Annotated in this window: 23 protein-coding genes; 16 read left to right on the forward strand and 7 right to left on the reverse strand. The window is 44.7% G+C overall.

Annotated features, from left to right (window positions below; all coding sequences use genetic code 11):
• Positions 1-5 precede the first annotated feature (5 nt).
• A complete protein-coding gene (locus H3V14_RS09380) occupies positions 6-1,109 on the reverse strand; it encodes a branched-chain amino acid ABC transporter substrate-binding protein (RefSeq protein ID WP_371809466.1) in 1,104 nt (367 codons plus the stop codon).
• A gap of 113 nt (positions 1,110-1,222) precedes the next feature.
• Positions 1,223-3,778 carry a PAS domain-containing sensor histidine kinase gene (locus H3V14_RS09385; RefSeq protein WP_198228170.1) on the reverse strand — a complete coding sequence of 852 codons (2,556 nt, stop codon included), beginning with the start codon at positions 3,776-3,778 and terminating at the stop codon, positions 1,223-1,225.
• A 258-nt stretch (positions 3,779-4,036) separates the two neighbouring features.
• Between H3V14_RS09385 and H3V14_RS09390 the strand changes: the two genes are divergently transcribed.
• Positions 4,037-4,918: a flagellar biosynthetic protein FliO gene (locus tag H3V14_RS09390; RefSeq protein WP_198228172.1), complete on the forward strand. Its 882-nt coding sequence runs from the start codon at positions 4,037-4,039 to the stop codon at positions 4,916-4,918.
• Positions 4,919-5,621: 703 nt separating this feature from the next.
• Here H3V14_RS09390 and dksA read toward each other — a convergent pair.
• Complete coding sequence (gene dksA / locus H3V14_RS09395) at positions 5,622-6,038, reverse strand: RNA polymerase-binding protein DksA (protein WP_075870874.1); 417 nt, start codon at positions 6,036-6,038, stop codon at positions 5,622-5,624.
• Positions 6,039-6,231: 193 nt separating this feature from the next.
• On the opposite strand from dksA, the gene H3V14_RS09400 reads away from it, so the two are divergent.
• The 4 genes from H3V14_RS09400 to H3V14_RS09415 all read left to right on the forward strand — a co-directional run bounded on the left by H3V14_RS09400 (position 6,232) and on the right by H3V14_RS09415 (position 9,952).
• Positions 6,232-6,756, forward strand: a complete 525-nt coding sequence (locus H3V14_RS09400) for a histidine phosphatase family protein (protein ID WP_198228174.1) — start codon at positions 6,232-6,234, stop codon at positions 6,754-6,756.
• Positions 6,757-6,857: 101 nt separating this feature from the next.
• Positions 6,858-8,294: a YcjX family protein gene (locus tag H3V14_RS09405; protein ID WP_198228176.1), complete on the forward strand. Its 1,437-nt coding sequence runs from the start codon at positions 6,858-6,860 to the stop codon at positions 8,292-8,294.
• Complete coding sequence (locus H3V14_RS09410) at positions 8,291-9,316, forward strand: YcjF family protein (protein ID WP_198228178.1); 1,026 nt, start codon at positions 8,291-8,293, stop codon at positions 9,314-9,316. The genes H3V14_RS09405 and H3V14_RS09410 overlap by 4 nt, the downstream gene beginning before the upstream one ends.
• A 102-nt stretch (positions 9,317-9,418) precedes the next feature.
• Positions 9,419-9,952 (forward strand): hypothetical protein, encoded by a 534-nt coding sequence (locus tag H3V14_RS09415; RefSeq protein ID WP_075917145.1) that lies wholly within the window; start codon positions 9,419-9,421, stop codon positions 9,950-9,952.
• Positions 9,953-9,996: 44 nt separating this feature from the next.
• Here H3V14_RS09415 and H3V14_RS09420 read toward each other — a convergent pair whose 3' ends face one another.
• On the reverse strand, positions 9,997-10,533 hold the full coding sequence (locus H3V14_RS09420; protein WP_198228180.1) for a flavin reductase: 537 nt from the start codon (positions 10,531-10,533) through the stop codon (positions 9,997-9,999).
• 207 nt (positions 10,534-10,740) lie between these two features.
• Here H3V14_RS09420 and rpe point away from each other — a divergent pair, with 207 nt between their 5' ends.
• The 3 genes from rpe to H3V14_RS09435 all read left to right on the forward strand — a co-directional run bounded on the left by rpe (position 10,741) and on the right by H3V14_RS09435 (position 13,436).
• On the forward strand, positions 10,741-11,409 hold the full coding sequence (rpe, locus tag H3V14_RS09425; RefSeq protein WP_198228182.1) for a ribulose-phosphate 3-epimerase: 669 nt from the start codon (positions 10,741-10,743) through the stop codon (positions 11,407-11,409).
• A 17-nt stretch (positions 11,410-11,426) separates the two neighbouring features.
• Positions 11,427-12,728 carry an adenylosuccinate lyase gene (purB, locus tag H3V14_RS09430; protein WP_198228183.1) on the forward strand — a complete coding sequence of 434 codons (1,302 nt, stop codon included), beginning with the start codon at positions 11,427-11,429 and terminating at the stop codon, positions 12,726-12,728.
• 159 nt (positions 12,729-12,887) lie between these two features.
• A complete protein-coding gene (locus H3V14_RS09435) occupies positions 12,888-13,436 on the forward strand; it encodes an alpha/beta hydrolase (RefSeq protein WP_198228185.1) in 549 nt (182 codons plus the stop codon).
• 68 nt (positions 13,437-13,504) lie between these two features.
• On the opposite strand, the gene H3V14_RS09440 is transcribed toward H3V14_RS09435, so the two are convergent.
• On the reverse strand, positions 13,505-13,825 hold the full coding sequence (locus tag H3V14_RS09440) for a DUF1476 domain-containing protein (RefSeq protein ID WP_198223022.1): 321 nt from the start codon (positions 13,823-13,825) through the stop codon (positions 13,505-13,507).
• Between the two features lie 206 nt (positions 13,826-14,031).
• Here H3V14_RS09440 and purC point away from each other — a divergent pair, with 206 nt between their 5' ends.
• The 8 genes from purC to H3V14_RS09480 all read left to right on the forward strand — a co-directional run bounded on the left by purC (position 14,032) and on the right by H3V14_RS09480 (position 20,524).
• Complete coding sequence (gene purC, locus H3V14_RS09445; RefSeq protein WP_075870594.1) at positions 14,032-14,796, forward strand: phosphoribosylaminoimidazolesuccinocarboxamide synthase; 765 nt, start codon at positions 14,032-14,034, stop codon at positions 14,794-14,796.
• A gap of 59 nt (positions 14,797-14,855) precedes the next feature.
• Positions 14,856-15,095, forward strand: a complete 240-nt coding sequence (gene purS / locus H3V14_RS09450) for a phosphoribosylformylglycinamidine synthase subunit PurS (RefSeq protein WP_075870593.1) — start codon at positions 14,856-14,858, stop codon at positions 15,093-15,095.
• 18 nt (positions 15,096-15,113) lie between these two features.
• On the forward strand, positions 15,114-15,782 hold the full coding sequence (gene purQ / locus H3V14_RS09455; protein ID WP_198228187.1) for a phosphoribosylformylglycinamidine synthase subunit PurQ: 669 nt from the start codon (positions 15,114-15,116) through the stop codon (positions 15,780-15,782).
• Positions 15,779-16,180, forward strand: coding sequence for a hypothetical protein (locus H3V14_RS09460; RefSeq protein ID WP_198228189.1), 402 nt, complete (start codon positions 15,779-15,781; stop codon positions 16,178-16,180). The genes purQ and H3V14_RS09460 overlap by 4 nt, the downstream gene beginning before the upstream one ends.
• A 52-nt stretch (positions 16,181-16,232) precedes the next feature.
• Positions 16,233-18,440, forward strand: coding sequence for a phosphoribosylformylglycinamidine synthase subunit PurL (purL, locus tag H3V14_RS09465; protein WP_198228191.1), 2,208 nt, complete (start codon positions 16,233-16,235; stop codon positions 18,438-18,440).
• Positions 18,441-18,504: 64 nt separating this feature from the next.
• Entirely contained in the window at positions 18,505-18,738 is a 234-nt protein-coding gene (locus H3V14_RS09470; protein WP_075870589.1) for a BolA/IbaG family iron-sulfur metabolism protein, read from the forward strand.
• A gap of 99 nt (positions 18,739-18,837) precedes the next feature.
• A complete protein-coding gene (gene grxD / locus H3V14_RS09475) occupies positions 18,838-19,170 on the forward strand; it encodes a Grx4 family monothiol glutaredoxin (protein WP_077971641.1) in 333 nt (110 codons plus the stop codon).
• 73 nt (positions 19,171-19,243) lie between these two features.
• On the forward strand, positions 19,244-20,524 hold the full coding sequence (locus tag H3V14_RS09480; protein ID WP_198228193.1) for a multidrug effflux MFS transporter: 1,281 nt from the start codon (positions 19,244-19,246) through the stop codon (positions 20,522-20,524).
• Between the two features lie 239 nt (positions 20,525-20,763).
• On the opposite strand, the gene ttcA is transcribed toward H3V14_RS09480, so the two are convergent.
• Together ttcA and rpsD are read right to left on the reverse strand one after the other, a co-directional pair.
• Positions 20,764-21,597, reverse strand: a complete 834-nt coding sequence (gene ttcA / locus H3V14_RS09485; RefSeq protein WP_198228195.1) for a tRNA 2-thiocytidine(32) synthetase TtcA — start codon at positions 21,595-21,597, stop codon at positions 20,764-20,766.
• An 81-nt stretch (positions 21,598-21,678) separates the two neighbouring features.
• Positions 21,679-22,296, reverse strand: coding sequence for a 30S ribosomal protein S4 (gene rpsD, locus H3V14_RS09490; RefSeq protein ID WP_075870585.1), 618 nt, complete (start codon positions 22,294-22,296; stop codon positions 21,679-21,681).
• Positions 22,297-22,332: the final 36 nt, after the last annotated feature.

Raw genomic sequence — 22,332 nt, forward strand, 5'->3', positions numbered from 1 at the left:
CACTTTTATTCGGCAGAAACAATCTCGCCATTATGCCACTTATACATCGAGAACACTTTTGACGTTATGTCACCACGATCGCCGTAAGTAATCTCACCCAAGGTTGTTTTAATCGGTTCGCCGGATTTGATCGCAGTTGCCACGGCTTCTGGATCAGTTGACGAGCCGGCTTTTTCAATACCGAAAGCCAGAACCTGTATAGCTGCATAACCATTGATTGCAAAAGTTTCCGGCGGAATATTCTGGGCTTTCAATGCGTTAATTGTTTCTTGTGCATCCGGATTGCTCTTGACATCCACAGGATTGGTAAACATCGTCCCTTCAGCAGCATTCCCTGCAATCGACCATAATTCGGATGTATTAAATCCGTCACCACCGATAAGCGGCGCTTCAAGCCCTTGCTCACGCATTTGCTTTAACAAAAGGCCGGCTTCGGGATGGTAGCCACCAAAATAGACGTAATCGACTTTTTCTTGTTTTAGTCGGCTCACCATAACCGAATAATCTTTTTCTCCCGGAGTGATATTTCCATAAAGGACTTCCGTTACGCCACCCTTGTTCAAAGCTGCTTTGAACGCATCTGCAAGACCTTTACCATAGGTCGCACGATCATGAATGATCGCAATACGCTTGTCTTTTAAATGTTGAACGTAATAATCTGCTGCATAGTCACCCTGCTGATCATCACGTCCTATTGTACGGAAAACATTCCATAACCCACGACTTGAAAGTTCGGGCGTCGTCGAGGAAGGTGTTATCATCAATACGTCATTTTCTTCCAAAATATTTGAAACGGGTAACGATATATTCGATGTAACCGGTCCTATCACATATTGAATTCCCTCGCCTATCAACTGATTTGCCGCAGATACCCCCTGCTTTGGCTCGGCACCGTCATCGAAAACTTTGAGCACCAGCTTCTCCCCGTTGATGCCGCCATTTTTATTCAACTCGTCAACGGCAACTTTCACGCCATTATTAGCCTGAATGCCGTAAGCCGCCACTGGACCGGTAATCGGTCCCATAAAGCCGATAATAATATCGGCATAAGCTGACGACATGAAGAGACTACCAGTTAACGCCAAGGCCGAAACTGTAGAAATCAGAATTTTACGCATGGTTCACCCTCTTTACCGAATTTAACGACTTTTATCTTGCATTAGATTACGAGGATTTCAATCACCTAAACGCAATGTTTTCGATTAAAATCGAAAAACACGCTTTAATGAGAGACATCCTTGTCAGAGAGCATTTCTTTCACTTTCATCGCCAACTGCTTCAATGTGAACGGTTTCGATAGAAAACCGAACACTGCATCCGGCGGCAAATTCTTTGCAAAAGCATCCTTTGCATATCCGGAAACGAATACAAATTTGATGTCCGGATATTTTTTACGCATTTCACCCAATAAAGTCGGTCCATCCATTTCCGGCATAACAACATCGGAGACAACAAGATCGACGGCACCGTTATGCTCGGCAATGACATCAAGTGCTTCAACACCATTTTCGGCTTCCAGTACGGTATAGCCTCTTGACTGTAAAGCACGTAAGCCGCCCATTCTTACAGCTGCCTCATCTTCCACCAGCAATACTGTAGCGGTTCCGGAAAGATCCGCATTTTTTTCGGCTTTTAATTTTTCCGGCTCAACTGTTTTCTGATCGTTCCGAGCAACTTCGGCGATGAAACGTGGCAAAAAGATACGGAATTTGGTGCCCTTCCCCTCTTCACTTTCGCAATAAATATAGCCGCCTGTTTGCTTGACTATCCCATAAACCATTGAAAGACCAAGCCCGGTACCTTTCCCGACTTCCTTGGTTGTAAAAAATGGCTCGAACATTTTTTCTTGTACAGCTTTTGGAATTCCGGTTCCGGTATCCTCGACATCGAGTTCGACATAATCCCCGGTGACAAGACCGTCAAAAGAAAGATCAGCTATTTGTTGGCGAGTAACATTTGCCGTGGAAATCGTAATAGAGCCACCATCGGGCATTGCATCACGTGCATTGATCACAAGATTCATCAGCACACGTTGGAACGACGCCTGATCAACCTTGACATCCCATAAATCTCGCCCGTGATTGAATTTCAAATGGATATTGCTTCCTAAAAGCGGCATTAAAAGGTTTCTGACATCCGAAAGCAATTCGGTAAGGTCTACGACTTCCGGTCGCAATGTCTGGCGGCGCGAAAATGCCAATAATTGCTGAACAAGAGATGCTGCACGATTGGCATTATTTTTGATATTGATAAGATCGGCATGTGCAGGATCGGAGCTACGATGACTTGCAAGTAGAAGATCACAAGACATTATAATTGCTGTAAGAACATTATTAAAATCGTGCGCAATGCCTCCGGCAAGCTGGCCAACAGCCTGAAGCTTCTGACCTTGTGCCATTTTGTCTTCCCACGTTTTTTGCGCTGTCGTTTCAATGACAGACAAAATGGCCATTTCATTTTCCGGCTGGTCGATTTCTTTGGATACCTTCAAGAAAAATAGTCTGAAATGTCGATTTTCATTGGTTGAAGGACTTACTTCAGTCGTAAGATTACCGGCTCTATTTGCTGATAGTTTCCGGAGAATTTCATCAATGTCCCGTTTTCCTGCGTCGGTAAAGAATTCGCTGACAGATTTTCTGTTTAAATCATCCTGATTTACATTGATTAAAAGTTTAAAAGGCTTGTTAGCAGCTAGTAATTTTCCCTCGCGATCGATTGTTGCAATTGCGAGTGGTGAATTTTCAAAATAATAGCGAAGAACGTCCAACGTCGTGTCAGAGCCCGGTTCCGAAACAGAACGAGAAGACGCAGGCACCAGTACCAGACGATAAATCGACTCGTCTTCTTCATCACCAGCTTGTTTTGCAGCCAAAATAATAAAAGTTGTGCGGTCATCTTGCGTATTATGCCAATCCACCGAAAACCGGTAGTTATTGCCGCTCTCGTCGATATGCTTCTTTATGTCTACCCAGCTTGGCGCCTGCCCGCTTGTTTTGAATAGGCTATCAAATGTCAATTCGCCCGTTTTGAATTTGGATAAATCAATATTTAATGCATTCGACAATGTTGCATTGAGGTAGATGATCGAACCGTTATGATCGACCGAGAGAAAACCGGCTGGCGCCTGATCCAGATGATTGATTGCTTCCTGAAGATTACGGAAAAGCGGCTCGTACATATCACGGGCAAAACCGATATCTTCGAGCCTCCATACAAAAAAGACCTCGCCATGAAGTTTTATGGGCTTAACAGCCAGACTGTACCACGCTTGATTGCTGCCGGAAGTGCTTTTCCATAGTGATCGGGCGGCATGCGTTTCCTCACGCGCCGCTGTCCCCGCGAGAGCTTTCGCGCTCAAGCGATAAATAACTTGTTCAGCGTCTTGAAGAAGTGAAAAGAGTCCAAAAACCGTTTTTGCATTTTCGAACCCTAAAAGTTTCCTGCAACTTGCATTGGCCGTAATAATGTGACCCGCTGTATCAGCAAGTAGTACTGCATCATCCAGACTATCGACAGGAATTCTGCACTCCTTCCCTTGGTTTTTACCAACCCCGTTGAACACGCCGGACAAAAACGCGACCATAACGGAAAAGCCGACAACGGCAAGAAATAAGAAAACAATTTGGGCAAAAAGATCAATTTGGTGACTATGGACAAAAAAACTGATAATCGAGACAATGATTGCGATCAACACAATTACAGCAACAACAAACCTCATCAAAACAGTTTGTCTTCCCGAAAAAGCCCATATACGGTTTGATTGTTCCGGCCTTTTCATAGCTTGATAATGCCTCTTTGGATCAAGATTGATTCTTAAGTTCATTTTACCTTTAGATTAGGCTATCCATGACAGCTTTAATAGAAAGAAGTAGAATTTTCATAAACATCTCTTTACTCGACGAATGCAATTCCCAGTCCATATGTTAAAAAACAGTTATCCATTCCATTATGCTGACGTTTTTAATTGTTAAAAACCCAAACATGAAGGTAATAGAATAGTTAAGATTACGCTCTTCCAACAGGAGATAGAGAAAGTATGCATGCTTGGTTAGAAAACCAGATCGGACAATCGGCTGCCAATATCATTACCAGTCTTGTTGTACTCATTATCGTCATTGCGGCAATAGCAATCACGATTTCGCTTTTACGAAAATTCAATAACGGTACATTTGTCGTAGGCGGAAAATCCCGCACTCCACGCTTGTCAGTGCGCGATGCAGCTGCGGTTGACCGCACGCGCCGATTGGTATTGGTGCGTCGTGACAATGTCGAACATCTGTTGATGATTGGTGGTCCCACTGATATAGTCATCGAAACCAATATAAAAATTGGCGAACCAGCTGCTAGAAACGAGGATCCCGCTATTGCAGAAATGAATTCAGTCCGGGGTACCCGCCCGACATCGAGCTATCGCGAACCAACGTTAACGAAACCGTCACGCTCGGCTAACAATGGTTCGATTTCACCCAGCAGACCTATCTCGTCAGACCGGCGCCCTACAACGGATTATTCAACAGTTAAAATCAATCCGTCATCTGGCGAACTTAACGTTGCTCCAGCGCCGGACAACGCTCGCACAACGCCAGAATTCAACAACTATTCCTCTACGGATGTATCTTTAAACCCTAATTTACAATCGCCTCTATCGGCTCCAAAAGAACCTTCAATCGGTGATTTTTCCCCTACGAAAGATGACCGAATGTCACTACGTCCTGCTCCAAAGCAGTATATCTCACCCGATATTAGACCGACGTTAAAAGATTCTGCTGTCAGCGCTGAAATAGAAGGTCGACGTGAACCTGCCCTCGACGAGCCTCGAAAAAATACTGACACATCTGTCAATCTTGATGATGACTTCGATCATATGTTCGAAAACGAGCTAAGTAACGCAATAAAAAATGAAAAAATAAAGCCGTAACTTCCCCCCTAGCCAGTTAACATCGTTTATTGATTGGTTTTAACGTGGTGAATTTAAGACAGCATTTTTCAATGTTTTGGATTACAGATTTAATGTTCCATCTAAAATGGAAGTTAAGCAGAACTTCGCGCTTCACTGGTACATAATAAAATTACAACTTTAACTACAGCGAGAATAAGCCTGATAGAATTTTCAAGCAATTTGAAAAGGTCGACAGAAGATGGATCCAATTAACACAGATGAATGCTGAAGATAAAAGCTCTTGGAAATCCTATGCCCTCCACATTTACTCGTGGTGATTTTTTTCGTCGATCTTGGTAACGTCAACTACAAATATTTAAACATGAATTCTGTGCACCATACTTTTCAACTGTCCTTTATACAAAGATTTGGTAACGATTATCCGCGTTCGAGACTATTAAATATCACCTTAACCGGGAAAAGCGGGAAATTTTGGAACCAACTTGATCGTGACTAAATGACCTTTAAAGCACCAAGAGCTTAGCATAAAATACTGCCATTCATGGTGGGCGCAATTTTACGCAATTTCATATCATCCAAACTGTAATTTTCGATGATTTTTTGCGGTACAAAATTTTGTTTTCACGCGTGTAGCCGAATTGGATAAGCTTAAGTTTGTCAAAAAAGCCTGTGTCAATTCGCAATTTGACACAGGCTCAAGTGATCCGTTTATAAACTTATTTTATTCGTCTTTATAAACTTTCTCGCGTTTTTCATGGCGCTCCTGCGCCTCGATCGAGAGAGTAGCAATCGGACGCGCATCAAGACGCTTAATGCTTATCGGCTCGCCCGTTTCCTCGCAATAACCATATGTGCCATCATTAAGCCGCTCCAACGCGGCATCAATTTTTGCAATCAGTTTTCTTTGACGGTCGCGGGCACGCAATTCAATGGCTCTATCCGTTTCCGATGATGCGCGATCAGCCAAGTCCGGCTGGTTGGCATTCTCTTCCTGTAGATTTTCGAGCGTTTCTCTTGCTTCGCGTAAAATGTCGTTCTTCCAAGCAATTAGTTTCGCCCGAAAATAGACTTTCTGCCTTTCACTCATGAAAGGCTCATCTTCAGTAGGATGATACTCGGCGTTCTGTGTTTCGCTCATAGTCAAAGCCTCCACATGTTGTATGTGCGGCTCTATATATTGTGCAAAAAAATCGAACACAAGACAAAAAATATCTTTTTGACAAATTTTTCTAAACATTAATACTATATCATATTCAATGATAGTATAAATATGAGAAAGATAAAATCTTCTTTACCAGAAATTTCGATTACTGTTTTTTCTTATTTGTCAAATGACGAGTTCACCACAAAATTTGATCGCTCTTATGCGTCACGGCGAGGCTGTAGCTACCGTAAAAACGGTAAAAGATTTCGATCGACCTTTATCAGAAAAAGGCTTACTTGAAGCAAAAGAAATTGGAGAAATACTTATACAGAAAAATTTCCGTCCTTCAACGTTGCTATGTTCTCCGGCATTACGCACGCGACAAACGCTTGGCGCGCTCCATCTCGGTTCAAATATAAAACCCGAATTTGTTAAACTATTATATCATGGCAGTGGCAAAGACTATGTTTCGGTAATTATTTCCGCACTCCCAAAAAGTCTTCTGTTGCTTATCATTGGGCACAACCCATCCATAAGCACCGCCATCAACAAACTTTGTAATTCTACTGAGATCGAATTACCGCGCCCTTTAATTCTAGGCACCGCAAATCTTGCCTTATTAGAATTTTCTTCAATACCCGTTTATCAATCAACCGGCTTTTATGACCAATTATCCGGAAGAGGGCACCTCGTCAGCATTCTGAAGCCTTGAATATCGTCATCACCTTGCGGACGTGAATTTTGTACACCATATTCTATCACCGTTAAATTAATCAAAAAAGCTAGTTCTAACCAACTCGGGAAAATCGTTAATTGCCTTCATTAACATCATTAAAAGACGAAGCCGCCATTGCATTCGATACATTGAACGATCGTGCAAAAAGCGTTTTCAACCCGACTCTCAAACTTGGCGTTACGGGGCTTTCGGGTGCAGGAAAAACGGTTTTTATTACGTCGTTGATTGAAAAACTGTTGCATTCCGATCGGTTGCCGGTGTTTGAGGTAGTACGGGAAGGAAGGCTGCTCAGCGCTAAACTGGCAGAACAACCTGACAATAAAATTGCTCGCTTCGAATTTGAAAAGCATATTGATTGTCTGATCAATAAAAGGAGCTGGCCACAGTCAACACGCTCTCTCTCGCAGCTCAGGTTGAAGTTACAATTTCTCCCGCGTTCGCAAACATTTTCAAGTTTAAAGCAAACAAAACTCAATATTGATATTATCGATTATCCGGGAGAATGGTTACTTGACTTACCACTTCTTGATAAGAGTTACCGCACTTTCAGTGCCCAGTCGATCGAGAGAGCCAATTCTCCGGCTCACAAACAGCATGCAAAAGCTTGGCTTGGTGCAATTCAAAGTATCAATTTTTTGAGCGAAGCAAATGAAAAAGATATTGAAACCTTGTCTGACAGTTTCAAAGATTACCTCAAAACCGCAAAGAACTCGGGGAATATGATTTCGGCTCTTCCTCCGGGGCGTTTTTTAATCCCCGGTCGTTTTGAAGGTGCTCCGGTTTTGGCGTTCTCGCCACTGCCCGATTTAGGTATAACAGAATTTCCTGAAAATTCGATCGCGAAAGTCATGGAGCAGCGATACGAAGCCTATAAAACTTTTGTTATCAAGCCTTTCTTTAGAGAATATATCGCTAGGCTCGATCGTCAGGTCGTTCTTGTAGATTCTCTTGATGCAATCAACGGAGGAAGAGAATCAATTCTGGAGATGCAAAATGCATTGTGCGAAATTCTCGTCTGTTTTCGCGCGGGTCGCAACGGTCTTTTTAGCAGACTGATAAAACACAAGATCGATCGCATTTTGGTAGCGGCGACAAAGGTCGACTATCTTCACCATATCGACCACGAACGTCTTGAAAAAATTACCGAACAAATTGTCGATGAAGCTCTCAATAATGCGAAACTAAATGGTGTCCTGACAGATACATTAGCTGTCGCATCATTGCGTTCCACAAAAGAGGGTACAAGTGAAAAGCGCGGACAGAGCCTACCCGTTGTCATCGGTACTCCAATGAAAGGTGAAAAAATTGGCGATACGGTTTTTGATGGAAAAACTGAAACCGCCATATTTCCGGGTGATTTGCCTCAATCCTTATCCGAACTTGTCAGTGAAGATTTGCGCGACCGGCTTCAATTCGTTCGTTTTCTGCCACCAAAACTGGAAATGAATTCACCATTTCCGCAAATCCGTCTTGATCGTGCTATGGAATTTCTGTTTGGAGATTATCTTATATGATTGATCGTAAACCTCAGGCAATCAACGACCTTGATTCAATTGCGGAGGAGCAAAGTGATCCGTTTCTTGAAGAAGCACTGAACGAGCTCAACGAACTTGATTACGAAAAGGTTGATAACCAAAAAGCGAAATTCTCAAGTGGCAAAGTATTTCTATTGGCGGTGTTTCTGTTAGTTATTTTAAGTCTAGGATTATGGACGAGTAATCTTATAAATACTCTATTTGAAAAATATGAGCTTGCGGGCTTTATTGCGCTTCTAATTACAATCATCGGGTTGATTGCACTGATTTTCTTTGTCATCGGAGAAGTAAGGGCGATCATGCGTTTGGCTTCTGTCGACAAAATACGGCTGGATGCCGAAGAAGCAACGAAAAAGGATGATATCGCCCGTGCCCGTCATTCGGTTGATGAATTGATCCGTTACACTGCACGTAGTCCATATATCACTCAGGGGCGGAAAACAATGCAGTCACATCGTCAAGATATTATTGATGGCAAAGCGCTTATTCATCTTGCTGAATACGAGCTCCTTAGACCCCTCGATATGGAAGCACGAAAGCTCATCCTCAATTCGGCAAAACGAGTGTCGGTTGTCACTGCGGTTAGTCCGCGCGCTATCATTGACCTCGGCTATGTTCTTTACGAAGTGGTCGGCCTCATCCGGCGGCTTGCCACGCTTTACGGGGCACGTCCCGGACGGTTCGGATTGTTTGCGCTCATCAAACGGGTGATCTCCCACTTGGCTGTCACAGGAACTCTTGCTATCGGTGACGGTCTCGTCGAACAATTTATCGGGCAAGGTCTCGCAACACGTCTTTCCGCAAGACTGGGAGAAGGTGTTGTCAACGGCCTCATGACAACGCGCATCGGAATTGCAACTATGGATGCTTTACGACCTTTTCCTTTCGATGGTGAAAAACGTCCGGGAATTAGTGATTTTACTGGCGACCTCATCGGGTTGAACCGGAATAGAACCAAAGAAAATTTGAAAAAAGCAACTTCGTCAGGCGGAAAAGAATAAAGAATTAACCATTTTTTCCCATAATGGCACGTAATGATTACCTCTCATACAGGTTCATATCTTTTCCTTTCTGTGTTGAGTAAAAGGCAGAGTAACGCCATTATGAAAAAAATAGTTTCGGCTTTTGTTGGATTGACTATCGCCACGTCGGCTTCTGTAACAGCAAGTCGGGCTGCCGACAGTGATGTCGAATTCTTCCATTCTATCGAAGGAAGCTGGGCCGGCCCGGGAGAGGTTGTGGCCGGAAAATATAAAGGAACGAAATTTACCTGTACTTTTGCCGGCACATCGGAAATTTCCCAAGTCGGGATGACTCTTGATGGCAATTGCCGTGTTGGCGTTTTTTCACAACCTATGAAAGCCACAGTATCAAGAGGTCCTTCGGGCTTTTCCGGCGAGTTCAATGACGGTTCGAAAGGTGACGGATTGGACGTTGTTTCCGGAAAGGTTGGAGCCGATAGAATGGTATTCGGGCTTAACCGCAAGCAGTTGAACGGCGCAATGATGGCACGCCTTGAAGATAAAAACTCGATGAACATCACTGTCTCTGTCAAAATTCAGGACGATTTAATTCCCGTTGTCGGAATGAAGCTGAAAAGGACAGGCGATGTTCCACGCGATTTTGCTAAAAAGTAAAAAATAATTCGGGTTTAGTGCAATTGTCGAATTTTATGCTTTGGTCACAGCAATGGTAGTGTGCGATAAGCGCGATCAAGATACATTAGTGCGTCAATGCCGGGATTTCTTTTCACCGCAACAACTTCCCCGATGAGCACATAATGGGTAGCATGGACATGCCAGCCTACCAGTTGGCAATCCAGTGCAACAAGTGCATCGGATAAAACCGGCGAACCGGTTTTCAACGTTTGCCATTTGCCATGCGAAAATCGCTCCTGCTGCGTCATCCCACCGCGACCGGCAAAAATATCGGATAAATTTTTATGATGTCCAGCTAAAGTGTTGACACAGAATTTCTCGTTTTCGATAAAAATCCTGTTTTCCTCGTGTTGCCGCATAAGACAGACAAGAACCGTTGGCGGATTATCGGATAGAGAACAACAGGCTGAAATCGTGACTCCACGTTTATTTCTTGCCCCGTCGGTCGTCACAATATGAACTGCACCGGCAAAATGGCTCATGGCATCGCGATATTCCACGGATGACACAGTGACTATCGGTTTGTCCGAGGAGATTAGATGTGTCGAATGTTCAGTCATAATTCAATATTCGAAGAGGCCGGTTCATAATTTTTGAAATTTTCGGTTAAAATTTCCAGTGCATTAGTACGCAAATTTTTCCTAAAATGCTAGCAATCTCGGTTAAAATAACTTTGATAATGAACGGGTTCTTATGTGGATCTGCCGAAAAACGGGTTTTATCTCGGATGAGCTCCGTGGTAGGAAACACCAGCCAAGGAGATTGATATGTCTTTTCAACAAGTAATCGCCCCTTCTATCCTCGCATCGGACTTTTCACGTCTTGGTCAGGAAATTACCGACGTCGTCGCTGCCGGCGCTGATTGGGTTCATGTCGATGTTATGGACGGTCATTTCGTACCGAACATAACATTTGGTCCCGATGTTGTGAAAGCAATCAGGCCGGTTACAGAAGCAGTCTTTGATGTTCACCTGATGATTTCCCCCGTTGATGGCTATCTTGAAAGCTTCGCCAAAGCGGGAGCTGACATCATAACGGTTCATGCAGAATCGACCCCCCACCCCCATAGGTCCTTGCAGGCTATAAAAGCACTGGGCAAGAAAGCCGGCATTTCGCTTAATCCGGGCACACCTGAAAGTGCGATAGAGTATCTTCTGGATCAAATTGATCTCGTCCTTGTAATGACAGTCAATCCGGGTTTCGGCGGCCAGAGTTTTATTCCGGCGATGATTGAAAAAATCAAAAAATTACGAGCCATGATCGGTGAACGCCCCATAACATTGGAAGTTGATGGTGGAATCACCGTCGAAACAATTCAAAGCGCTGCAGGTGCCGGCGCTAACGCGTTTGTTGCCGGATCTGCAATATTTAAGAACGGCAATAAAGAAATTTATAAATCACGCATTGAAGCCTTGCGCAAAGCAGCAAGAAACTGAACAGAAGGAACTCGATCATGATACCGCGTTATTCCCGTCCTGAAATGGTTGACATCTGGTCACCAGAAACAAAATACCGCATATGGTTCGAGATTGAAGCACATGCTTGCACAGCGCTTGCAAAAATTGGAGTGATTCCGGAGGAAGCTGCGAAAAATATCTGGGAGAAAGGGAGCAAGGCAAAATTCAATGTTTCCAGAATTCAAGAAATCGAAGCCGTCACAAAGCATGATGTCATCGCATTCCTCACTCATCTTGCCGAATTTGTCGGTCCCGATTCCCGCTTCATTCACCAAGGTATGACGTCTTCTGATGTGTTGGATACAACTCTCAATGTCCAGCTGATGAGAGCGTCCGATATTCTTATCAAAGATATGGATCAACTTCTCGCAGCCCTGAAAAAACGCGCCTTCGAATTCAAAGACACTGTCATGATCGGCCGGAGCCATGGTATCCATGCCGAACCAACAACTTTCGGACTCAAGTTAGCGTTTGCATATGCGGAATTTTCGCGCTGTCGCGCCCGTCTTGTTGCTGCCAAGGAAGAAATTTCAACATGTGCAATTTCGGGAGCTGTTGGGACTTTTGCAAATATTGATCCGCGTGTTGAAGCTTATGTAGCCAAACAATTGGGTATGCGTCCAGAACCGATTTCGACGCAGATCATCCCCCGCGACAGACATGCAATGTTTTTTGCAACTCTTGCCGTCATCGCTTCGTCTATCGAACGTTTATCGATTGAAATTCGCCACTTGCAAAGAACAGAAGTTCTTGAAGCTGAAGAATATTTTTCTCCGGGGCAAAAAGGTTCCTCCGCAATGCCGCATAAACGCAATCCGGTTTTAAGCGAAAACCTTACCGGGCTGTCGCGTATGATACGGTCTTTTGCTATGCCGGCTATGGAAGATGTCGCTTTATGGCACGAGCGCGACATTTCGCATTCTTCAGTTGAACGTTTTATCGGTCCTGATGCAACAATCACTCTTGATTTCGCATTGGCGCGGCTTACTTCAGTAATTGATAAGCTACTCGTCTATCCGGAAAATATGATGAAAAATCTGAACAAGTTCCATGGATTGGTCAACTCACAACGAGTGCTTCTGGCTTTGACACAAAAGGGGGTCAGTCGCGAAGACGCCTATCGGATCGTACAACGCAATGCGATGCAGGTTTGGGAACATGGCAAGGATTTCCTTCACGAGCTGTTGGCTGATCCGGATGTCCGACGCGTTTTGAGTGAAGAAGAAATCCGTGAAAAATTCGATCTCGGATATCACACCAAATATGTTGATACTATCTTTCACCGTGTATTCGGATAAAACAGTTCTGATAAGTCGATAATCTACATGTTGATCAACATACAAGTTGGTCAACATGTTATATGTTGTTAATGCTTATGTTGGATCCGCCCGTTGATCCATCGGGTTACAACTTTCGCTGTCCGCACGATTATAAACTCACAGTCAAGAGGTTTATTGATGAAAGCAAATCAGGTTGATATCCTCATTATCCCCGGCTATCAGGGGTCGGGTCCCGATCACTGGCAAACGCGGTGGGAACAAAAGCTTTCGACAGCCCATCGGGTAGAACAAGCCGAATGGTCCAAACCTGTTCGGGAAGACTGGACAAGAGAACTCATCAAGGAAGTAGAGGCAGCCGAAAAACCTGTCGTCATTGTTGCCCATTCACTCGGCGTACCAACATTTATTCTCTCAGTGCCGTTTCTCGGTAAAAAAGTGCGTGGTGCGTTTCTTGTTGCACCGCCCGACGTATCAAACCCCGATATTCGTCCTAAGCATCTCATGACATTTGGCCCCTACCCGCGTGACCGTCTGCCGTTTCCGTCGATTATTATTGCCAGTCGTAATGATGAATATTGCGAGTTTTCCGTTGCCGAAAAGATTGCGGAAGAGTGGGGTTCGCTATTTATTGATGCCGGTGAAGCCGGCCACATCAATGCAGCTTCCGGCTATGGTCCATGGCCAGAAGGACTTATGGTGTTTTCGCATTTTCTGGCAAAGCTTTAAGTTAACAAAAAACCGCCTCGGATAAAGTGACAGGGCGGTTGGACTGCAAGAATTTCAATATAGATTCTTTAGCTGTTTTTAACGCGTTCGATAGCTTCTCTGAGAAGTTGAGCCATTTTGTTACGCAACTTGCTTTCGTCAATCTCAACATTGGATGCATGAAAGTCGTGGACGATTTTTTGAACAACAGCTTCTTCATTACCACGCTGGAACGATGCGTTCACGACTTCTTTGGCATATTCATTAGCGGCTTCACCGGTTTTTCCCAGACGGTCGGCGGCCCAAAGGCCGATCATACGATTGGAAAGGGCATTAGCTTTGAAACGAAGTTCCTCATCGATCATATACTTCTGTTCGAAAGCGTCCGCACGCTCTTTCATCCCGTCCATGAGAATCTCTCCTAATTTTTGCCATGATCCGGCTTACGCGCATGTTCTTGCAACATTTAATTGATGTTAGCAATAGTATACGTGAAATTAACTTGTATCAAAATTGGAAATTTTGGTGTCTATCACGTGGAAATGATTGTGGAATCCCACGAATTGCGTTAGGGAAACATCAAGCTAATTTATCAGCTTTAATTAAGGAAAAAGCCATGAACCGTCGTCACCGCATTTATGAAGGTAAAGCCAAAATTTTGTATGAAGGGCCGGAACCGGGGACATATATCCAGTTTTTCAAGGATGATGCTACCGCTTTTAATGCAAAAAAGCATGAAGTCATCGACGGTAAAGGCGTTTTGAATAATCGTATATCCGAGTATATATTTACGCAGCTTGCACGCATCGGAATTCCAACCCATTTTATCAAACGCGTTAACATGCGCGAGCAGCTCATCAAAGCTGTGGATATGGTGCCTCTGGAAGTCGTTGTGCGCAATGTTGCTGCCGGCTCGATATCAAAACGTCTTGGCATCGAGGAAGGAACGCCCCTTCCCCAGTCAATCATCGAGTTCTATTATAAAAAAGACAAGCTTGATGACCCCATGGTATCCGAAGAGCATATTACAGCGTTTGGCTGGGCTACCCCTGCCGAGCTCGAAGACATCATGCAATTGTCGATACGAATTAACGACTTCCTGACCGGTCTTTTTGTCGGCGTTGGTATTGAACTCATCGACTTCAAAATGGAGTTTGGCCGTTTATGGGAAGGCGATGTCATGCACATCGTATTGGCAGACGAAATTTCTCCGGACTCGTCAAGACTTTGGGATATAAACACCAAAGAAAAAATGGATAAAGATAGATTTCGCCGTGATATGGGCGGCTTGATTGAAGCCTATCAGGAGGTTGCAAAACGTCTTGGAATCATGAATGAGAATGAGCAATCGCGACCAAACGGTCCCGTTCTTGTAAAATAATTCTTCGGGCGGCTTTTTAAGCCGCCTTACCTTTTTGGCAAAAAATGCAGGAATAAATCATGAAAGCGCGTGTAACCGTCACTCTCAAGGCTGGCGTTCTTGATCCTCAGGGGAAAGCAATTGTCGGCGCATTGGACAGCCTCGATTTCAAAGGCGTCCAATCTGTCAGACAAGGAAAGGTCTTCGATATTGTATTGGATGACCTTACTAAAGACGAGGCAAAAAAACAGCTCAAAGAAATGTGCGAACAATTGCTCGCCAACACAGTTATAGAAAATTACCAGATTGAACTTTTATAAACGGAAACGGATGGCGTAATGAAAACTGCAGTAATCCAGTTACCGGGACTAAATCGTGACCGTGACATGGTTGACGCTCTGCGTCTGATAACCGGCGTGGAACCACTTAAAATCTGGCAGACAGAAACGACTATACCGAACGTCGATCTCATCGTGATCCCCGGAGGTTTTTCTTACGGTGATTATTTGCGGTGTGGAGCAATCGCAGCAAGAATGCCGGTTATGAAAGCCTTATGTGAACAAGCCGAACGCGGAACAAAGATCATAGGCGTCTGCAACGGTTTCCAGATTCTGGTAGAGGCCGGACTGCTTCCCGGTGTATTGATGAGGAATGCTTCGTTGCGGTTTGCCTGCCGCGAAATAAAGTTGCAAATTGTCAACGAAAAGACGGTATTCTCAAGAGCTTACCATAAAAACGAGATCATTCGTTGTCCGGTTGCCCATCAGGACGGCAACTATTATGCCGACAAAAATACGATAGACCGGCTGGAAGGAAATGGACAGGTCGTATTCCGTTACGCCGAAGGCACAAACCCGAATGGATCGATTAATGACATTGCGGGTATCGTCAATGAAAAGGGTAACATCCTCGGCATGATGCCCCATCCTGAAGACCTAGTAGAGCCCGCTCATGGTGGCACAGATGGTAAAAGACTGTTTGCCGGTGCATTAGGAATTACAGCATGAAAATTCGAAAGATAACGACGTGTTCGGTTTTATCACTAAGCCTGGGGCTTTATGCCTGCACTCAAAAAACCGGTCCCGGAAATATTGAACTCTCAAGCGGTGAGCCTGCACTCAAAACGATGGAACGTGTCGCGTTGGCAGCTAATCGTTGCTGGTTCAAATCCGACAAAGCAGAATTTAAACGCTATGGGTTCGAACCTGAACTCCAGTCTTATTCCGGTCGCCCGCGCATGCTCATTGTTCCGAAGAGTACACCGGGTGGCAAGCCGATACTTGTGGTTGAAGCCGAAGGCAATCCCGCAAAAGTTTCAGTTTACGGTCCGCTCATGGCAACGCCTCACGGCAACGCAATTGGTGAGGACGTTGATCGGTGGGTTAAAGGCGACAACCAGTGCTGACAGTAACCCACTTTTTTATATTGAATTCGAAGTTGTTTGATGGAGACAACCAATGAGCGTGAAAAACAACATTTCCATTACGCCGGAAATTATTGCTGCCCACGGCTTAAAACCCGATGAATACGCACGCATTCTCGAGCTCGTTGGTCGTGAACCGACATTTACCGAGCTCGGGATTTTTTCGGCGATGTGGAATGAACATTGCTCTTATAAATCGTCCAAGAAATGGCTCCGCACACTCCCTACCAAAGGAGATTGCGTTATTCAGGGGCCTGGCGAAAATGCGGGCATTGTTGATATCGGCGATGGTGAATGTGTAGTTTTCAAGATGGAAAGCCATAATCACCCCTCTTATATCGAACCCTATCAGGGAGCAGCCACAGGTGTTGGTGGTATTTTGAGAGACGTATTCACGATGGGCGCCCGACCTGTCGCGGCAATGAATGCATTGCGTTTTGGAGCTCCCGACCACCCACGCACAAAACATCTCGTTTCCGGCGTTGTATCCGGTGTGGGTGGTTATGGGAATGCGTTCGGTGTTCCGACGGTAGCCGGTGAAGTCAATTTCGACAAAAGCTATAATGGCAATATTCTGGTCAATGCATTTGCTGCCGGAATTGCTAAGACCAATGCACTTTTTTATTCGAAAGCGGAAGGTGTTGGCCTTCCTGTTGTATATCTCGGTGCAAAAACCGGTCGTGATGGCGTTGGTGGAGCCACTATGGCTTCTGCCGAATTTGATGACACAATCGGTGAAAAACGCCCGACTGTTCAAGTTGGTGACCCGTTTACCGAAAAATGTCTGTTGGAAGCCTGTCTTGAACTTATGGCTTCCGGCGCAGTTATAGCGATCCAGGATATGGGAGCTGCCGGTCTTACCTGCTCTGCCGTTGAAATGGGCGCAAAAGGCGATCTCGGTATCGAACTTGATCTTGATCGTGTTCCCGTTCGAGAAACCAACATGTCAGCTTATGAAATGATGCTTTCGGAAAGCCAGGAACGTATGCTGATGATTTTGAAGCCGGACCTTGAGAAAGAGGCTGCCGCGATCTTCAAAAAATGGGGTCTCGATTTTGCTATTGTCGGGAAAACGACCGACGATCTACGGTTTCGTGTCCTTCAACATGGCAAAGAGGTTGCCAATCTACCTATCAAGAAGTTGGGCGACGAAGCGCCGGAATATGACCGCCCATGGATCAAGCCACAAGAAGCTTCACCCGTCAAGTTGGAAAATATCAAAGGGGTTAATCTTCAAGATGCATTGCTGAAACTTGTCGGCTCGGCCGATCAAAGCTCGCGGCGCTGGGTTTACGAACAATATGACACTCTTATTCAGGGGAATAGTCTTGTGCGTCCCGGTGGTGATGCAGGTGTTATCCGTGTCGAAGGAAATCCGCATAAAGCGCTTGCATTCTCTTCCGATGTGACACCGAGATATTGTCAAGCAGATCCCTTTGAAGGTGGTAAACAGGCTGTAGCAGAATGTTGGCGCAACCTTTGTGCGACAGGTGCAAAGCCGCTCGCCTGTAGTGATAATCTGAACTTCGGCAATCCTGAAAAGCCGGAAATTATGGGCCAGCTTGTCTATGCCATCAAAGGTATCAGCGAAGCGTGCAAAGCTCTCGACTTTCCGATCGTATCGGGAAATGTTTCGCTTTATAATGAAACCAACGGCGAAGGAATTCTGCCTACACCAACGATGGCCGGTGTTGGTCTTATCAATGACTGGCAGAATATGGCAAGAATCGATGGTATGAAAGACAATGATACCATCCTTCTCATCGGCGGTTGCGGTTCCCATCTTGGACAATCGATATATTTACGCGATATTCTCGACATGGAACAAGGTACGCCTCCTCATGTCGACCTTGAAAAAGAAAAGACCAATGGTAATTTCATAAGAAATCTGATAGAAAACAAGGACGTTGATGCTTGCCATGATCTTTCTGACGGTGGTTTGGCAATTGCACTGGCAGAGATGGTTATCAAATCCCGCCGTGGTGCGAAGATTGCATTGACTGGAAAGACGCCGGCTCACGCTGAACTCTTTGGTGAAGATCAGGCACGCTACCTTATTGCTGTTAACAGTGAAAAACTTGAAAAAGTTAAGGAACAGGCGAAAAAAGCAGGCGTCGAACTTGACCAATTAGGAACTGTCACTGGCGATAATCTTGTTGTTGAAGGGCAGATAAAACTGTCTGTCAAACAACTTGAAAATTCCTATGAGAGCTGGTTTCCCGATTTCATGGAAAATAAGTAACAAAACTTCGATTAAAAACCTGGCTTGTGCTATTCTTTAAGTCCGAAAATATAGGAGATGCATTATGGCAATGGACGCACATGAGATTGAAAAGCTCATTCGTGATGGTATTCCCGATGCCAAAGTGACAATCCGCGATCTCGCCGGTGATGGAGAGCATTATGCAGCCGAAGTTGTTGCTGAAAGCTTCCGCGGTAAAAATCGCGTCCAGCAACACCAGATGGTCTACAATGCTTTGAAAGGCAATATGGGAGGCGTTCTCCATGCACTTGCCTTACAGACCAGCGTGCCGGATTGAATCACATCAGTATGAAGGGACTTGTTTCGCTTCTGCTTTAACCATACATATAACTCGATTTTTCGACAGCCTGAAAAGGCTTAGACGGAAGGAAAAGAAATGACCGCTGCACGCGATTTTATTGATAATGAAGTCAAGTCCAATGACATCGTGCTTTTCATGAAGGGTACACCGGGGTTTCCACAATGCGGATTTTCCGGGCAGGTTGTCCAGATTCTGGATTATCTCGGACTTGACTACAAAGGCGTCAATGTATTGACTTCGGACGAATTACGCCAAGCAATTAAAGACTATTCCAATTGGCCAACCATCCCGCAACTTTATGTAAAGGGAGAATTCGTTGGCGGCTGTGATATCATCCGTGAAATGTTCCAGAACGGTGAATTGCAGAATTTGCTTGAAGAGAAAGGCATAGCTGTTAAAACTGCCTAAATCATATCAGGACTATTGCCATTTTAATCATTGTGCCGGTCTTAAAGATCGGCACTTTTGTTATAGGGACCCCATGTCACATAATTCGAGCGAACAACAGCACATAGATGAGGTAAAGGCAAATCTTGGCTATAAAGAATTTATAGTCATGATCGCAACACTTATGGCGACCAATGCAATAGCCATTGACATTATGTTGCCGGCAATGACTGACATGTCCCATAGTCTTCGGATGTCGGGGGAAAATGACCAACATTATATAATTTTTTCGTATCTTATCGGCTTCGGATTATCGCAATTGTTATTCGGGCCGATCAGCGACCGGTTTGGACGGCGCAAGCCTATCATAGCCGGTTTGATATTTTATTCACTTTCATCCGCAGCCTGTGCCTTTGCTCCAAGTTTTGCATGGTTATTGATATTGCGGGCTATTCAGGGAATCGGAGCGGCGGCAACCCGCGTTCTCACAGTTTCCGTTGTGCGTGACATATATGGCGGTCGCCAAATGGCTGAAGTTATGTCCATTGTCATGATGGTCTTCATGATCGTTCCAGTTGTTGCGCCGGCAATTGGGCAAGCAATTATGGTTTTCGGTCATTGGCAATTCATCTTTCTCTTTATGGCATTGGCCGGTACCCTTATCGCTTTCTGGGTTTATTTTCGCTTGCCCGAAACTTTGTATGAGGAACGTCCTCTAACCTTTTCGTCTGTTGGAGAAAGCCTTGTGATGGTCCTCTCAAATCGCGTTTCTCTTTGCTATACGTTGGCATTTTCGATGGCGCTCGGGGGGTTATTTTGCACCCTTAACACCTCACAACAGATTTATGATGGAATTTATCATCTTGGTCCGTGGTTTCCTGCGGCTTTTGCTCTTGTCGCCGCTTTTCAGGCCCTTTCGGCTTTTCTGAATTCGCTATTTGTGGGCCGCTTCGGAATGCGAAAAATTTCCCATTCTCTGTTGTTGATTTTTTGTTTCGCATCATTGATCTGGTTTATCGGCTCGATCTCTGCAGGAGGTTCCACACCATTCCTATATTTCATGGTGCTGCTTATCATCATCATGTTTTCCTATGGTGGATTAGGTGCCAATTTCAACTCGCTTGCCATGGAACCACTCGGAAAGGTTGCAGGAACTGCTTCCTCGGTATTCGGCTTTCTGCAAACGATTATCGGTGCAGGATTGGGATTTAGTATAGCGCAAAAATTTGACGGTACGACAATTCCGATTGCAGGAGGTTTTTTTCTGCTTTCATGTGGGTCAATTCTGTTGATCCTTATTGCCGAAAAGGGAAAGTTGTTCTCGGGACATCATCATGAGTCGCACGTAACAGTTATAAAAACGGATGATAAATGAAGGTCTTCCGATCATTTTTACGTCTGTCGAGGTTAATTTTCCGGATCGGGTTCCATCCATATTCTTGATAAGAGTTAATCTAGAAGACGTTTAATGAACCAATTATTGTCACGGGGATGTCATTCATCATCCGTCTATTCACATCCATTTTTAATTCGAATTGGATGCAAACCGTCATTATTCGAAGCCGTTAACTTGCAACAAGCGAACGATCTTTATCGTAAGTAAAAGTGAGCGATTCAAAAAGCACTGAAATCAAAGATTTTTTTATCTAAAAGATGACTTGGACGAACATTCGTCAAAGCACGGATCATCGTATCTTTGCGGCCAGGCATTTTTGCTTCGATATCATTCAACATTTTTTTCATTGCGTTACGCTGAAGACCGTCCTGACTGCCGCAGAGGTTACAGGGAATAATCGGAAAACGCATGGCTTCGGCAAATTTTGCGAGATCTTCTTCCGCTGCATAGACAAGCGGGCGCAAAACCAGCATATCACCCTCATCATTGACGAGCTTGCCCGGCATTGCTGCTAATCGACCACCATGAAACAGATTCATGAAAAACGTTTCCAACACATCATCACGATGGTGGCCAAGAACCAAAGCCGAACATCCTTCTTCGCGCGCAATCCGGTAAAGATTACCGCGCCGCAAACGCGAGCAAAGAGAACAATAGGTTTGTGTATTATCCAGTTTTTCAGTGACTATTGAATACGTATCCTGATATTCAATCCGGTAAGGAATCTCGTAATGTTTCAAAAAATCCGGCAATACATTTTTTGGAAAACCGGGTTGCCCTTGGTCAAGATTGCAGGCCAAAATATCTACTGGTAGTAAACCGCGCCACTTCAAATCCAGAAGTAAAGCAAGTAGACCATAGGAATCCTTGCCACCGGACAAGGCAACAAGCCATTTCTGTCCCGGTTTAATCATTGAAAAATCATCCAATGCTTGACGCATATGCCGCAGCAAACGTTTTCTCAGTTTATTGAATTCTACTGTTGAAGGTGCATCGCGAAATAGCGGATGGCAACCATCTACAGCATCGTCGATATCATTCAGCTCGGCCATCTCACCTTCCTTCAAAATATGTCGCAAACAAAAACAGGGAGCCGATGGGCTCCCTGCTTGAACAGATTATCTGATTCACGATTAACGTGAATAAAATTCGACGACAAGATTCGGTTCCATCTGGACTGCATATGGAACGTCGGCAAAAGCCGGAATGCGTGTATAGGTTGCTTTCATCTTTGTGTGATCTGCTTCGATGTAATCGGGAACGTCGCGTTCCGGCAACTGTGTTGCCTCAAGAACGAGTGCCAATTGCTTCGACTTTTCACGAACTTCAATCACATCACCGGGCTTGCAACGGTATGACTGGATGTTGGTACGACGACCATTTACGTTTACATGACCGTGGTTGATGAACTGACGTGCAGCAAAGATTGTCGGAACGAACTTTGCACGATAAACGATTGCATCAAGACGTGATTCCAGAAGACCGATCAGATTTTCGCCGGTATCACCACGACGACGACCTGCTTCTTCATAGATACGGTGGAATTGTTTTTCCGAAATATCGCCATAGAAACCTTTCAGTTTCTGCTTGGCACGCAATTGGGTGCCATAGTCGGAAAGCTTGCCTTTACGGCGTTGGCCATGTTGACCCGGGCCATATTCACGACGGTTAACCGGTGATTTCGGCCGGCCCCAGATATTTTCGCCCATACGGCGGTCAATTTTATATTTCGTAGTTTCGCGCTTGCTCATCGCATTTCCTTAAGATCGAATAAAAGGCAAATTACT

This window comes from Bartonella sp. W8151, assembly GCF_016100385.1.
In the GTDB taxonomy this organism is placed as follows: Bacteria; Pseudomonadota; Alphaproteobacteria; order Rhizobiales; family Rhizobiaceae; genus Bartonella; species Bartonella apis.

Bases quoted from the DNA above. Each gene is read 5' to 3' on its own strand.
- purC (WP_075870594.1), top strand. From the start codon at position 14,032: ATGAACCGTCGTCACCGCATTTATGAAGGTAAAGCCAAAATTTTGTAT.
- dksA (WP_075870874.1), bottom strand. From the start codon at position 6,038: ATGAGCGAAACACAGAACGCCGAGTATCATCCTACTGAAGATGAGCCT.
- H3V14_RS09435 (WP_198228185.1), top strand. From the start codon at position 12,888: ATGAAAGCAAATCAGGTTGATATCCTCATTATCCCCGGCTATCAGGGG.
- H3V14_RS09460 (WP_198228189.1), top strand. From the start codon at position 15,779: ATGAAAATTCGAAAGATAACGACGTGTTCGGTTTTATCACTAAGCCTG.
- H3V14_RS09470 (WP_075870589.1), top strand. From the start codon at position 18,505: ATGGCAATGGACGCACATGAGATTGAAAAGCTCATTCGTGATGGTATT.
- rpsD (WP_075870585.1), bottom strand. From the start codon at position 22,296: ATGAGCAAGCGCGAAACTACGAAATATAAAATTGACCGCCGTATGGGC.
- purS (WP_075870593.1), top strand. From the start codon at position 14,856: ATGAAAGCGCGTGTAACCGTCACTCTCAAGGCTGGCGTTCTTGATCCT.
- H3V14_RS09410 (WP_198228178.1), top strand. From the start codon at position 8,291: ATGATTGATCGTAAACCTCAGGCAATCAACGACCTTGATTCAATTGCG.
- H3V14_RS09420 (WP_198228180.1), bottom strand. From the start codon at position 10,533: ATGACTGAACATTCGACACATCTAATCTCCTCGGACAAACCGATAGTC.
- purQ (WP_198228187.1), top strand. From the start codon at position 15,114: ATGAAAACTGCAGTAATCCAGTTACCGGGACTAAATCGTGACCGTGAC.
- H3V14_RS09385 (WP_198228170.1), bottom strand. From the start codon at position 3,778: ATGAAAAGGCCGGAACAATCAAACCGTATATGGGCTTTTTCGGGAAGA.
- rpe (WP_198228182.1), top strand. From the start codon at position 10,741: ATGTCTTTTCAACAAGTAATCGCCCCTTCTATCCTCGCATCGGACTTT.
- H3V14_RS09390 (WP_198228172.1), top strand. From the start codon at position 4,037: ATGCATGCTTGGTTAGAAAACCAGATCGGACAATCGGCTGCCAATATC.
- purB (WP_198228183.1), top strand. From the start codon at position 11,427: ATGATACCGCGTTATTCCCGTCCTGAAATGGTTGACATCTGGTCACCA.
- H3V14_RS09440 (WP_198223022.1), bottom strand. From the start codon at position 13,825: ATGGACGGGATGAAAGAGCGTGCGGACGCTTTCGAACAGAAGTATATG.
- H3V14_RS09480 (WP_198228193.1), top strand. From the start codon at position 19,244: ATGTCACATAATTCGAGCGAACAACAGCACATAGATGAGGTAAAGGCA.
- purL (WP_198228191.1), top strand. From the start codon at position 16,233: ATGAGCGTGAAAAACAACATTTCCATTACGCCGGAAATTATTGCTGCC.
- H3V14_RS09400 (WP_198228174.1), top strand. From the start codon at position 6,232: ATGACGAGTTCACCACAAAATTTGATCGCTCTTATGCGTCACGGCGAG.
- grxD (WP_077971641.1), top strand. From the start codon at position 18,838: ATGACCGCTGCACGCGATTTTATTGATAATGAAGTCAAGTCCAATGAC.
- ttcA (WP_198228195.1), bottom strand. From the start codon at position 21,597: ATGGCCGAGCTGAATGATATCGACGATGCTGTAGATGGTTGCCATCCG.
- H3V14_RS09415 (WP_075917145.1), top strand. From the start codon at position 9,419: ATGAAAAAAATAGTTTCGGCTTTTGTTGGATTGACTATCGCCACGTCG.